Below are 13002 nucleotides of genomic sequence, written 5' to 3'. Positions count from 1 at the left end.
TAATCTAATAGTGGCTCGGGGAGCTTGTTTGCGTAACTCCGTTTTGGGAGGCCGGGCTTCTCAGGGGGAATTCTGTTGATAAAAAGGTGATTCAGACTTAAGATGAATAGTGTATTAGAGCTTAAACATCAGGTGCTTGATTATGAATGAGATTGTTTCCCTTCATAAAAAAGAATATGGCTCTGAACCGGAAGTGATTGCATCAGCTCCGGGGAAGATCAATTTGCTTGGGGAATACACGGAATTCTCAGAAGGGTATGTCCTTTCTGTGGCCATAGACAGATATGTCCAGGTCGCTGTTTCCAGAAGAAATGATAACTCTCTCCGCTTTTATTCCGTGAATTACGATGAAAGAAAAAAAACAACGATCTCCAACTTGAAAAAGAAAAGAGAAGACCGCTGGGCTAATTATCCCAAAGGTGTCATCTCTTCGCTTCTACGCATCGGCTGCGTCCTCAAAGGTGTTGATATTACTATCTGGGGAGATATTCCCGAAGGTATCGGTTTAGCCTCTTCATCAGCTATGGCTATCGCTCTGACAGTCGCTCTCAAGAAACTCTTCGAACTGGAACTGACTGACGTTCAGGTTATCGAAGCGGCAAGGCAGTCTGAATCGGTTTTCCTCGGACAGAAAACCGGTATTTCCTCTTTTCTGTTGACTTACTATGCCCGGGAGGGACAGGCTATGTTTCTGGACACCCGGAGTCTTGAGTACGAATATATTCCATTGGAATTCAGGGATCACTGTTTCCTCATTACCGATACCAGAATACCACCTTCTCTTATCGAGATAGACGACGAAATAGATTATTATGAAGATTTTCGAACTATCGTTGATGCTCTTTCATCGAAGAAGAGCGGTTCTTCCCTGCGGGACTTTACCAAGAAGGATCTCAGCCTCAGCATAGAAGGCGTCAGTGAAGATACGAGACGCCGGTCCATGCATATCCTGGATGAAAATCAGAGAGTTCTCGATATGAAAGGTTTTCTGGAACAGGAAGACATGGTTATGTGCGGTCGGCTTTTGAGCCGGTCCCACGATAGTCTGAGAAATCAGTTTGATGTCTCCTGTCCCGAGCTGGACTGGCTTGTAAAGAGAGCGCTGGAAACGCAGGGCGTTCTCGGCTCCCGATTGACCGGTAAAGGTTATGGCGGCTGTACGGTAACTCTGATCGAAAAAGATAAAATCGGTACGTACGAAGAACACCTGGAAGAGTACGAGAGAATATTCGGTTTTAAAGCGGAAGATTTTATCTGCAAACCTTCCTCGGGGGTTAAAATTATCTATCCCGAAGAGAGGTGACGGTTGACGATTCTACTGACCAACGATGACGGTGTAGACAGTCCCGGTCTCAGATCTCTTCATGCTTTTCTCCAAAAAGAACACAATGTCTGGATCATGGCTCCCGATGGCGACAGAAGCGGAAAATCACAGTCTATTACTCTTCATGATGCCATCAGAACCGTTGAAATCGAACCTCAGGTTTTCGCCTGCAGCGGGACCCCTTCTGATTGCGTAGCCATATCTCTTCTCGGTGCAATACCCGATTCTATCGATCTGGTGATTTCCGGAATAAATCTCGGGCCGAATCTCGGTACTGATATTCTCTATTCCGGTACGGCTGCAGCAGCACGGCAGGCCTCGCTCAACAATGTCCCGGGCATCGCTGTTTCTCTGGCTAAAAAGCATGGACCTTTTGATTTTTCTCAAGCTTCTGCTTTTATCGGAGGAAACCTTGAGATATTACAGAAACTGTGGCATAAGGATCATTTCGTCAATATCAATATTCCTGAGCAGTTAGGAAGGGACTGGGATGTGGAAATCACCCACCCCTCGATCAGGATTTACGACGATGAGCTGGTGACCTTTAAGGCTCCCCGGGGATATAACTATTATTTTCTCTCCGGCAAGGGAATTGAATCTTCTGACCTGTCAGGTGAGGATTCTTCTGCTATACTGAAAGGAAATATATCCATCTCTCCCGTTTTTCTTCATCCTGTTAATCACAAAGAGGACGAATTGTACAGAGCGGCTGAGTTCAAGAGAGTAGTAACATGATTTCCAGAAGAGATAAAGGCAAAAACCTCTACAACAATGGAGATTACGAGGAAGCGGTCAAAGCGCTCCTGGCAATCGATGCCGTATATGAAGAAGATCCCGAAACAGCATATTATCTCGGTTTATGCTATACTCAGCTTGGAAATTTCGAAGAAGCGGAGAGGTTTTTCGATCTTGTCATCCGCTATGATATCCATATTCTGAGAGTTTTTCAGAGTTCCATGGTGCTCAGTTATCTCTACAGTATAACCGAGCGGTACGATCAGGCTATCAATCTGATTTTGCAGGTGATTGATGAGGGATTCGAGTCAGCTCAGATCTATTCTACTCTGGCTTACTGCTGTTACGGGAGCGGGAATCTCTCCAGAGCTCTGGATTATCTTGAAAAGGCTATGGAACTGGAACCGGATAATCCAAACAGCCTCAATTCCTATGGCTTTATTCTGGCGGAGGAAGGCAAATCGACTCGTTCAGCGGTAGATTTCTGTTTGAAAGCTCTGGAGAAAAATCCCGAATACGGTGCTTATCTCGATTCTGTGGGATGGGCTTATTACAAAGACGGGAATATTGTCGAAGCTATCCGTTTTCTGCGCAGGGCAAAAGAAGTCTGGCCTGATGATGAGGATATTGCTTCACATCTTAAAACTGTGGAATCCCGCTTTTAGGGTCCGGGAGACATGAACGTATGAAAACCTTCAAATTACTGTTAATACTAATGCTTCTTGTAACCGGACTTTACGGTCAGGCTATAGATATGAAGGCTGTAGAAGCTGAAGAGAATCTCAGATGGGGTGTTATCGCTTTCAATAACGGGTTTTATAATAAAGCGGTTCAATCTCTGGAAAAAGCACTGGCTCTAAAACCGGAAAATCCCGCTATCCTTTCCTGGCTGGGGCGCAGTTACTATATGTCCGGTCTTGAGGATGCCGCGTTGGCCGAATGGGATAAAATCATCTCGAACGGGCAAGCCGGGGCATCGCTGATAAATCTTGCCGAGCTTGTCAAATATCGGCAGCTTTTGTCTATACAGCCGGAACAGGAAGAAAAATGGGTCGTCCATATGGAACTTGAAAACAGGCTCGGCGGATTTACTCTCTTCAACAGACCGACGGCTGCTGTTCCGACTACGGACGGTTCGGGGGGAATGTATGTCGTTTCCTTCGCAACGAATCAGGTACTCCGTTACGATGCAAACGGTTCTCTCAAAGAGACTTTTGACGGCGGTTTTGAAGGTTATGATCACCCCTTTGATATATATCCCCTCAGGGACGGTCGTTTTCTTCTCAGCGAGTTTACGGGTAACAGGGTTTCTCTCTGCCGGCCCGGCGGCTCCCGGGAACGGGAAATCGGAGAAAAGGGAATCGGCGAGGGACAGCTTCTCGGTCCTCAATATCTGGCTTCCGACGAAAGGAAATACTTTTACGTAACCGATGCGGGAAACAGAAAAATCGTTAAGTATGATTTCGAAGGAAATTATGTTCTGGAAATCGGTCGGTCTGATCGTGATTTCCCCGGTTTTCAGTGGTTGACCGGTATCGTCCTCGACGGGGACAGATTGTACGCTGCCGATGCCGTGGCAAAATCCCTTTTTGTTTTTGATGACAGCGGCAACTATCTGGAGACGCTGTTAAAGGGGCAGCTCGACAAACCCGAGGGATTAAGTCTCTATGGTGATGATCTGCTCATTGCCGACGGGCCGTATATTCGCAGGTATGACCGGGAAATGGATCATCTCTCCTTTATGGTGGACAGAACCGGCAACAGTCTCCGCTCCATGGATGGAGAGCTGGATGAAAACGGGAATCTTCTAGTGGCTGATTACGATACGAACCGCATAGCCGTTCTCACGGAGCTTTCATCTGTCTACGGAGGGCTCTTTGTCAGGATCAACAGAATCAACGCCGATTCGTTTCCTGAAATAATCGTGGATTTTTCCATTGAAAGGCGCGATGGACAGGCTGTTGTGGGACTCGATAAGGATAACTTTATTATCACGGAGAAATCCCGCGGGGTTGAAGGATATTCACTGGAGTTCAAAGGGTTCAGCGGTACAGATTCCTACATGACGATTCTGGTTGATGGATCACAGAAGATGTCCCCTTACAGCGAATCTGTTGCGGAACTGCTCAAGCAGATCTATTCTTCCGGAACCGGCAGTTCGAAATCTCTTATCTCAATTGGCGAGACGCCCTATGTTATCAGTTCATTCGATGATGATTCAGTCTCCGGAGCTATTGAAGAAGCCACTTCGCAGTGGTCTTCCGACTGGGTAGCCGATACGGGAATACGTCTGGCTGCTTCGCAGATGATTCCGGGGCGTGACAGACGATCGGTACTGTTTATTACCCAGGGAGATCTTCCTGCCAATGCATTTGACAGATACGATGTTATTGACCTGGCGGCCTACTATAAAAACAATAATATTGTTTTCAATACTGTTTATACGGTTTCGGGTAGACAGAACAGAGAGCTGGAATATCTGTCAGAGACTACAGGCGGCCAGACTGTCTACATGTTCAGGCCCGAAGGGATTGCACCGCTTCTCGAGGATATGAAGTACACTCCGAGCGCTATTTATACAGCCAGCTACAAGTCGAACAGCGATCCCGATTTCGGCAGGGCTTATATACCGGTTGAGCTCGAAGTTCTTTATGTCAATAAAAGCGGGCGGGACGAGTCCGGTTATTACCCGCCCATCCAGTAACCGGAGGATAGCGAATCTTGAAATACAAAAATCTCGGTTTATTGATAAAGTCTTTTCTGACGTGTTATAGAGGGGAATGGGATTCGATCTGCAAAGGGTGCGGAGCTTGCTGTTACCAGAAAAACGAAACAGATGAAGGTGTTATATACATTGATTTCAACAGTCCCTGTACCTATCTGGATACCTATACCAATCAATGCACTGTATATGAGAACAGATTTAAAATCTGCAAGGACTGTTCGAGATTAGGAGCCAGGCACGCGCTGTTCGCCCGCTGGCTCCCCCCCGATTGCGGTTATGTGGAAACTTTCAGAAAAGAGCCGTAATTTTATCGATTTTCCAACCCGTATCAAACTGTCTGAACCGGAAAGTTTGGACTCTGCCGAAGAAGGTTATTCCTGTGCGGTAAAGCGATTCATCGTCCGCTCCGTTGATAGTGAGAAGATAAGTCCCTTCTTCAACTTTATCCACTCTTATGGAATCAAGATCGTAGAGATCCGATGGGGAAAGCGAGGAGAGATCATACTCTGCATAGATTTCCGAGACCATGGGAGCTAATTGGGATTTTGTCAGACCGCCTTCATATTCGGGCAGATATAATCTTTCGGCAATGAGCGAATCAGCCGTTTCCAGATCACCTGTGGTGACGCTTCGCAGGAGTTTGGAGAAGTAATACCGAATCATACCGCTCCTGTCCGGTCCGGTTATCCGGGGCCTTTCCGGTTGAGCCGCGGCTTCCACGACTTCTTCAATCTTTTCTTTATCCATTATAAGAAGTTCCGGATAAATGAATAAAGCCATTTCCCTGAATTTGGCTGCCTGTTTGGCATCTCCCAGTTTGGCGAACTGTTCACTGACCATCAGGTAGGCATGAGCTGTATCCAGTTTCTGGGAATCGGTGAAATCGTCAAAAAAATACTGACTGCTGAGACTCATGGCTGTAAGAAAAAATAAAGCGATAGTGAGAGTTCTTTTCAAAATATCCTCCTGAAATCAGATGGTTCAATAATAAATATACTCCACCTGCTATTTTTTGTAAAACCCTTACTTTTATTGAAAATAGCGTAAAAATTGTATAAATTAAGGATATGTCGGAACAGTATGACGGGCAACTGAAAGAAGAGATAAGAGAAGAAATCAAAGAACCTGATATGTATCGGGTCATTTTGCTCAATGACGATTACACGACGACGGATTTTGTTGTCGAGGTCCTTGTGTCAATATTTCACAAACCGCCCATAGAAGCGGCCAAAATTATGATGGATGTTCATAAAAAGGGAAAAGGTGTCGTTGGTCTGTACACACATGATATAGCCGCGACGAAAATAGCCCAGGTGCATTCCGCTGCCAGGGATAGGGAATACCCCCTCAAATGCATAATGGAGAAAGTATAGATTGAATATCAGCGAAGATGTCCAGACTGTTATCAATTCGGCCTGGTATGAAGCAAAAAACCGCAATCATGAGTATTTTACAGCAGAGCATGTTCTCTATACGGCTCTGACCTTTGATAAATCGAAAGAGATCCTGGAACAGTGCGGCATTGATACGGATGGACTGGTCGAGGAACTGGAAGTGTATTTCGAAAAACACATACCCCGGGTCAAAGATCTGGATCCCTTTCAGACTGTCGGGCTGCAGACCGTTATCGAACGGACTATGATTCACATGGAAGCTGCCGGAAAGGAGACTATCGAAATCGGCGATCTGCTTGTCTCCATTCTGGAACAGGAAGAGAGTTACGGCTCCTACTTTCTGAAGAAAGCCGGTTTGAAAAAACTGACCCTTCTTGATTTTCTCTCCCACAGGATAGACGAAGAAGAGGAAATCGAATCCGACGAAGCTAATGAGGATGACTATGAGTTTGTCCGCGATCACATGAAGAGCGCCGACACCGGAAAAAACACCTCCAAAAAGAAACAGACCAATCTGGATAAATACACGACGAATCTCACTGCGCTGGCGGAAGAAGGGAAGCTCGAGCCCCTGATAGGCCGGGAAGAGGAGATCGAGCGGACCATTCAGGTTCTCTCCCGCCGTCTTAAAAATAATCCCGTACATGTCGGGGATCCCGGAGTCGGTAAAACGGCCGTGACCGAGGGGCTGGCCCAGAGAATCGTTGCCGGCGATGTTCCCGGTCCCTTGAAAGGCTATTCCATCTTTTCTCTCGATATGGGGTCTCTCCTTGCGGGAACCAAGTTCCGCGGTGATTTTGAGGAGAGGATGAAACTTGTTCTCGGAGAACTGGAGGATCTGGAAAAAGCCATTCTTTTTATCGACGAGATACACACTATTATCGGAGCGGGTGCCGTGTCGGGAGGGGCTATGGACGCTTCAAACCTGCTCAAGCCGGCCCTGGTGCGCGGGACGCTGAAGTGTATCGGTTCCACCACCTTTGATGAGTATAAAAAGCACTTTGAAAAGGATCACGCACTTGTGCGCCGTTTTCAGAAGATTGATATAAATGAGCCCTCAACCGATGAAACGCTCCAGATTCTCAGGGGACTGAGGAGCGTTTATGAACAGCACCATGGAGTCATGTACAGCGATGAGGCGCTGCAATCGGCTGTCGATCTTTCAGCGCAGTACATAAATGAGCGGAAGCTCCCCGATAAAGCCATCGATGTCATTGATGAAGCGGGAGCCTGGAAGAGGCTTTTCAGCGAGAAGAACGGCGATAGCCTTATTCCGGAAGTTTCGGAGAAAGACATTGAACTGGTTATTTCAAAAATAGCCGGAATTCCGGAAAAGAGCGTTTCCGTCAGTGAAACGGACAAGCTGAAAAAACTGGAAGCTCTTCTGCGCAAACAGATTTACGGTCAGGACAACGCCGTATCTGCTGTTGTCGAAGCTGTCAAACGGTCCCGAGCCGGATTCCGTAACCCCGATAAACCGATCGCCTCTTTTCTTTTCGTCGGTCCTACGGGAGTCGGGAAAACAGAACTGGCCAGAACACTGGCCGATGAAATGGGAATTGCCATCCATCGCTTCGATATGAGTGAATATCAGGAGAAGCATACAGTTTCCCGTTTAATCGGTTCTCCTCCCGGTTATGTGGGGTTTGAAGAGGGAGGTCTTCTGACCGATGCTATCAGGAAAACGCCCCATGCGGTTTTGCTTCTCGACGAAATTGAAAAAGCGCACCGCGATATTTTTAATATTCTTCTGCAGATGATGGACTACGCCACTGTGACGGATAATATGGGCCGCAAAGCCGATTTCCGCAACGTTATCATCATCATGACTTCCAACGCGGGAGCGGGCGAGCTGGGCAAGGCCATTATCGGATTCGGAGACAATATGGTTCAGGTCGGTTCTATGGAAAAGGCCATCGAAAGGACTTTTACACCGGAATTCCGTAACCGGCTCGATAAAGTCGTGCTCTTTGAACGGCTCGATCAGAAAATTGTCGAAAAAATCGTCCATAAGGAAATCGAACATTTCCGTGAAATGCTCACAGCGAAAAAAGTTACGCTCACAGTGAGCGATGAATGTGTGAGCTGGCTGGCCAGAGAGGGGTACTCCCCGGAATTCGGCGCCAGAAATATCGCCCGCCTCGTGGAAGATAAAATCAAAACTATCTTTGTGGATCAGGTTCTCTTCGGAGATCTTTCGGAAGGCGGAAACGCTGTCGCAGATATTGTTGATGACGATGTGAAAATACGAATCTCGAGGCGGAAACTCACTTGAGTTTCCCCTGGCTCAGCGAAGAAGAACACATTTTCTTCCCTCCCGTTGAAGAATCGACAGAAGAGGGAATTGTAGCCGTGGGCGGCAATCTCAGTCCCGGAGTGCTGCTCTCGGCATACCGCCAGGGAATTTTTCCCTGGTACAGCGAAGGGCAGGACATTCTCTGGTGGAGCCCCGATCCCCGTTTCGTCCTTTTCACGGAAAACCTGAAAATCTCTAAATCCATGAAAAAAGAGATCCGTAAAAAGAAATATGAGGTGGTGCTGGACCGGAATTTCCAAAAGGTCATAGGAGCATGCCGCGATTCTGTCCGGAAGGGGCAGAGAGGCACGTGGATTACCGAAGATATGTTCCGGGCTTACTGCGCCATACATGAAATGGGATGGGCCCATTCTGTCGAGGTTCTGGATAAGGGAAATCTTGTCGCGGGTCTTTACGGCGTATCCATAGGCAGGGTCTTTTTCGGTGAATCCATGTTTACCCGCGTTCCCAACGGATCAAAAACCGCTCTTATTCTTCTTACTCTTTTCCTTAAGGACCGCGGTTTTAAAATCATAGACAGTCAGGATCATACGGACCACCTTGAAAGTCTGGGTGCAGAGAACATTAGGCGGGAAGACTTTTACGGAATTCTGAAGAAAGAGCTCTCTTTTCCCGATTATAGAGGCATGTGGAACCGCATCTTTCCCGAATTTCCCGATTCCGAAGGTCTAAGGGATATCCTTAAATGAATACAAAAAAAACTGTTCTCCTGTTTCTTCTCTTACTCCTATTTCTTTTTTCTTTTTTTGGGCAAAGCACGACTGGCATTTCAAGCGGGGAGATGGACGCCCAGATAAACCTGGCCCTCGATTATTTCGGACAGGGGGATTATGAGAAAGCAATCAGTCTCCTTGAAGCGGTTCTGATTATTGACCCGGAAAACGAAAGGGCCGCCGATCTTCTTGTTTCTGTCAGGGAACTCTATAGAATGGAGCGTGAATTAAGCAAAACAAATAACACAGATGATGAAGAGTTTACAGCTCAAAGGCCGGATTTCAGTGTTAATCCGACCCGGGATGAGGAAACGGATCCCCAGGAAGACGAGGAGCTTAACAAGCCGGATTTTTCCATCAACGAAGAAGATGACCTCGTTCAGCCAGAAGAAACGAGAAGTCGTTTCGAGCTGATTGTTTCTCCGAGCCTCGTTTATACCTGGGATGTGGGAGAAGAGGGGGAGGTTTTTCCCTCAGTCGGTACCTATTCGGCGAGCGTTTCTTCGGAAATGAACTATTATTTCAGTAAGTGGAATCGCATAGTCGGCATCTCCGGGGGGTATTCCCTACTATTGCTCGATCCCGAATGGGGGAGTTTCGCCGATGCCAGACTCCATGTTGTTGATGCCCTTATTACTTTCCGGACTTTTTTCCAGGAGGAGGTGGACAGTAAGACTGTTCTCAGAATCGGAGCCGGATACCGGGGGTATTATGCGGGCGGTTACAACTTCTATACGTTGAACAAGGGCTGGCTAAACGGTTTTAATATGGGAGTCAACCTGGAAGGACCGCTATTATATCTTTTCCGCAGTAACGAAGGACTGAAAAAATTTATTATGGGAATTGATATGAATCTCCTTTTCTTCCCTGAGATGAATACACTTAATCTTTTTGATTTTAAGATTGAGGCGAGACTTCAGTTCGACCATTTCAGCGCGGGGCTTCATTTCGGAGCTTATTCTGTCATCACTCCCGATGAATCCAAATATATCTGGATGAATGGGATCAATTTCAGATTTCGTCTTTAAAGGAGAAAAACCTTATCATTTTTCCCGGTTGGGCCCAGTTACAGGTCCCTTCCATTCCCTGCATTTTCAGAATTTCTCCGATTGGGGAATTTTCCATTTCTTTCAGAACGCGCTTTGCCTCTCTCTCTTCATTAAAGGGAATGAAGGCTTGAAGAGCCTGATTCGGCTGCCATGGCTGCTTATTTTCCGACGAAAAGAGACGGGGGTGGAATTCTCTTTTTCCGTAGGCCTCCCAGACAACCTTCCAGGGAGCAAATGAGTAGGGGCCGACTCCAAGAAGTGACCACCAGAGCCCCTTTTTGATGGCGCTTCCAATGAGGACTCCTTTTCTGTTCTCGAGACGGCTTCTGTTTTCCCTTAAATAGCATTCCGCTTCGGGATAGTGTGCCAGCTCGGTCTCTGATAATGCCCGGCCGTTGAGATTGTATGGAAGAAAGACGTATCTGTGGTGCTTTTTCGCATTGAACTGCCCTGAACCTATGAGGGGATAAATAAGCTCTTCCGGAAGGGTTGCTTCTCTCTCTTTGTTTTTCAGGGTCAGAATGTTTTTATTTCTACCGGTAATTTCATCAAAAATGAAAAGGCTGTTGGCTCCGCAGGTGTTGAGTCCCTGCCGCGGTTTGGATTTCGGGGGAATGAATATGCGCGGGAGTTCTTTCAAATCATCCATTCCTCCGGCAATAAGCGGGGATCCGCTGCCGGCGAGGGGAGCCGCATTCAGCTCTCTGAATGTGCCATTCGGTCGAATCCTCCTGTACGGTACGGGGTAGGTCGTTCTCCTGTCCTTAGTGAAAGAAGCGAATCCGTAGCGGGTCGCCACGCCGGGAAAAAGAGGCGCGTCGCGGTAGTCATCGATATAATTCAAGGAAAAGGCACCTGTTTCCAATAGAAACCTGAATTGCTTGTGTGCCCCTTCGCCCAGAAAAAGGGACAGGGGAAGAAAGAAATAGGCTGTTCCCTGAGTCTTCAGATTTTTTCTGATTGCTTCGGTTACGATTAGCGCCGCCAGATCAATGCGTGAACTTCCCAGCAGCAGATCTTTTTTACTGCCTGTTAATCCTGAATCTATAAAGAGAGGCTTAATTTTCTCCTTATATCCGTTTTCGAGATCGCAGAAATTGAGCCACGGGGGATTGCCGAGGAGAAAATCGAATTCTTCCCTGTGATGGGTAAATAGATAATCTCCCTGGAGAAACCTATCTCCGGGAAAATCAACCTTGTATTCTCTTTTCATTTTCCGGTGAAAATCCTCGATGAATCGGGACTGCATCTCCACGGCGCAGAGCCGGCTGAGCCTTTGATCTGTAAGCCTGTCGCCTTTTTCCTTTGCCGTTTTTATAAAAGCTTCAATAAAATGACCGCCTCCGGCTGTGGGATCGAGAATGGATGCGCCATGAAGCCAATTCTCATAGAGACCTGTATCGATTATTGTTTTTTGTGCATGGAGAAGGGGTGTGAAAACAGCTCCAATGGGTTCTAACTCAGACAGAATCCTCTCTCCTGATACCATCAAATAAATCTGAAACGGTTTTATTATTCAGCTCTCTGTCTCCGCCTCTCTTAAAGTCCGAAAGGGCGGCGCTCGGGTTTTCATCGATCCCTGACAATTTGTAGTAAAGATCTGAAAGCTTCATTTTTTCCGGAGGCCTTACGGGCAGATAAGTCCCGTTTTCAGTCCGGGCAACCAGGTTTTCATTAATAAGTACAGCGATTCCTTCCCGTGTTTCCTCTTCATTTATCCCCAGAGCTTCCGACAGTTTACTGTCATCGGCTCCGGCCGTGCCATCAAGATAAAAGCGCGCTATGGCCAGATAAAGATCAAGTTTGAGATTGAATACTTCCCAGGTCATCTTTTCAGATTGGTAGCGGATGTGCTTTTCCTTCCTGTGTTGATGAACGTATGCTGTTTCCATGGCGATCATAATGATCAACCAGACCACATAAAGCCAGATCAGAAGCAGGGGGATCAGAAAAAGAGACCCATAGATTACCGAGTTTCGAACCGAATAGCTGGCCCACGTTTTAAAACCCCATTTGGCCAGCTCCCAGATTACCGCGCCGGCAAGAGCTCCGGTCAGAGCGCTTAGGAAAGAGACCCGTGTGGACGGGATGAGCATAATCAGAAGCAGAAACGTGGTTGTTATAAAAAGAATCGATGAGACTCTGTAAAGGGTTTTGACGATAAACGGTTTGTTCAGGGCTCCCGTATAATCGGGTAATATGGCCAGCAGGTCTCCGGAAATGGAAAAATTCCCCCCGACCAGAAGAGAAGTGAAGACGATTACCGTTGTGTAGATTGTAAACTGCTGAAAGAATTTCCTCTTTCTTTTGCAGTGCCAGATGGCATTGAGATTATTTTCAATATTGTTCATCAGAAAGAGAATGGTTATGAGAAAGAAAACAAGACCGTAAGTTCCCAGCTTTGCGGAATTCTCGGTGAAGCCGCTAAGAGCGTCGAGAACCTGATTCAGGCTTGAGGGGAGGAGGACTTCCACGAGATAATTATAGAGCTCTCCTCCGACGCTGTTGAAACCTCCGAAAGCGAAAAGCACTGCCGATAGGGGAACCAGCGCCAGAAGGCTGTTGAAAGCCAGACCGGAGGCGCGGATCAGACAGCTGTCGTGGAAAAAGTTGTCGGAAATCCGCAGTACTATGCGCATGAGCGAGTAGAAAAATGTCTTGAGTCGAGAGGGAAAGACTTTTTCCTCGCTGATGATCGTTCTGTAAAAAGTTCGGGTGCTCATGGAACCAGTATACCTCTAATTG

The 13002-nt window shown here is 47.0% G+C and carries 12 protein-coding genes; 9 read left to right on the top strand and 3 right to left on the bottom strand.

The features are described 5' to 3' along the window. Positions 1-142: 142 nt before the first annotated feature. Genes galK through HNR50_RS12385 form a run of 5 tightly spaced genes read left to right on the top strand, consistent with a single transcriptional unit; the run spans position 143 to position 5089 of the window. On the top strand, positions 143-1303 hold the full coding sequence (gene galK / locus HNR50_RS12405) for a galactokinase (RefSeq protein WP_184747092.1): 1161 nt from the start codon (positions 143-145) through the stop codon (positions 1301-1303). Positions 1304-1306: 3 nt separating this feature from the next. Then, entirely contained in the window at positions 1307-2059 is a 753-nt protein-coding gene (gene surE / locus HNR50_RS12400; RefSeq protein WP_184747091.1) for a 5'/3'-nucleotidase SurE, read from the top strand. Next, positions 2056-2724: a tetratricopeptide repeat protein gene (locus tag HNR50_RS12395; protein ID WP_184747090.1), complete on the top strand. Its 669-nt coding sequence runs from the start codon at positions 2056-2058 to the stop codon at positions 2722-2724. Before surE ends, HNR50_RS12395 begins: the two co-directional genes overlap by 4 nt. Before the next feature lie 20 nt (positions 2725-2744). Continuing rightward, positions 2745-4763 (top strand): tetratricopeptide repeat protein, encoded by a 2019-nt coding sequence (locus HNR50_RS12390; protein WP_184747089.1) that lies wholly within the window; start codon positions 2745-2747, stop codon positions 4761-4763. A 17-nt stretch (positions 4764-4780) separates the two neighbouring features. Continuing rightward, positions 4781-5089 (top strand): CxxCxxCC domain-containing protein, encoded by a 309-nt coding sequence (locus HNR50_RS12385; protein ID WP_184747088.1) that lies wholly within the window; start codon positions 4781-4783, stop codon positions 5087-5089. Here the strand turns inward: HNR50_RS12385 and HNR50_RS12380 are convergent. Beyond that, positions 5073-5741 (bottom strand): hypothetical protein, encoded by a 669-nt coding sequence (locus HNR50_RS12380; protein WP_184747087.1) that lies wholly within the window; start codon positions 5739-5741, stop codon positions 5073-5075. The genes HNR50_RS12385 and HNR50_RS12380 overlap by 17 nt on opposite strands. Positions 5742-5851: 110 nt before the next feature. Between HNR50_RS12380 and clpS the strand changes: the two genes are divergently transcribed. From clpS to HNR50_RS12360, 4 genes are all read left to right on the top strand, one after another. Next, complete coding sequence (gene clpS / locus HNR50_RS12375; protein WP_184747086.1) at positions 5852-6157, top strand: ATP-dependent Clp protease adapter ClpS; 306 nt, start codon at positions 5852-5854, stop codon at positions 6155-6157. Between the two features lies 1 nt (position 6158). Beyond that, positions 6159-8453, top strand: coding sequence for an ATP-dependent Clp protease ATP-binding subunit ClpA (gene clpA / locus HNR50_RS12370; protein ID WP_184747085.1), 2295 nt, complete (start codon positions 6159-6161; stop codon positions 8451-8453). Then, positions 8450-9184, top strand: coding sequence for a leucyl/phenylalanyl-tRNA--protein transferase (aat, locus tag HNR50_RS12365; RefSeq protein ID WP_184747084.1), 735 nt, complete (start codon positions 8450-8452; stop codon positions 9182-9184). Before clpA ends, aat begins: the two co-directional genes overlap by 4 nt. Positions 9185-9276: 92 nt before the next feature. Then, entirely contained in the window at positions 9277-10236 is a 960-nt protein-coding gene (locus tag HNR50_RS12360) for a tetratricopeptide repeat protein (protein ID WP_184747083.1), read from the top strand. Here the strand turns inward: HNR50_RS12360 and HNR50_RS12355 are convergent. After that, positions 10220-11746 carry a DNA methyltransferase family protein gene (locus tag HNR50_RS12355; protein ID WP_184747082.1) on the bottom strand — a complete coding sequence of 509 codons (1527 nt, stop codon included), beginning with the start codon at positions 11744-11746 and terminating at the stop codon, positions 10220-10222. The genes HNR50_RS12360 and HNR50_RS12355 overlap by 17 nt on opposite strands. Continuing rightward, positions 11718-12980: a YihY/virulence factor BrkB family protein gene (locus HNR50_RS12350; protein ID WP_184747081.1), complete on the bottom strand. Its 1263-nt coding sequence runs from the start codon at positions 12978-12980 to the stop codon at positions 11718-11720. The genes HNR50_RS12355 and HNR50_RS12350 overlap by 29 nt, the downstream gene beginning before the upstream one ends. Between the last annotated feature and the right edge of the window lie 22 nt (positions 12981-13002).

Source organism: Spirochaeta isovalerica (assembly GCF_014207565.1).
In the GTDB taxonomy this organism is placed as follows: Bacteria; Spirochaetota; Spirochaetia; order DSM-2461; family DSM-2461; genus Spirochaeta_F; species Spirochaeta_F isovalerica.
The sequence above is the reverse complement of the archived record's forward strand: the minus strand, read 5'-3'. Positions and strand labels throughout refer to the sequence as shown.

Coding starts and splice junctions, on each gene's coding strand:
- galK (WP_184747092.1), top strand. CDS start 143: ATGAATGAGATTGTTTCCCTTCATAAAAAAGAATATGGCTCTGAACCG.
- HNR50_RS12395 (WP_184747090.1), top strand. CDS start 2,056: ATGATTTCCAGAAGAGATAAAGGCAAAAACCTCTACAACAATGGAGAT.
- HNR50_RS12390 (WP_184747089.1), top strand. CDS start 2,745: ATGAAAACCTTCAAATTACTGTTAATACTAATGCTTCTTGTAACCGGA.
- clpS (WP_184747086.1), top strand. CDS start 5,852: ATGTCGGAACAGTATGACGGGCAACTGAAAGAAGAGATAAGAGAAGAA.
- HNR50_RS12360 (WP_184747083.1), top strand. CDS start 9,277: ATGGACGCCCAGATAAACCTGGCCCTCGATTATTTCGGACAGGGGGAT.
- HNR50_RS12355 (WP_184747082.1), bottom strand. CDS start 11,746: ATGGTATCAGGAGAGAGGATTCTGTCTGAGTTAGAACCCATTGGAGCT.
- HNR50_RS12350 (WP_184747081.1), bottom strand. CDS start 12,980: ATGAGCACCCGAACTTTTTACAGAACGATCATCAGCGAGGAAAAAGTC.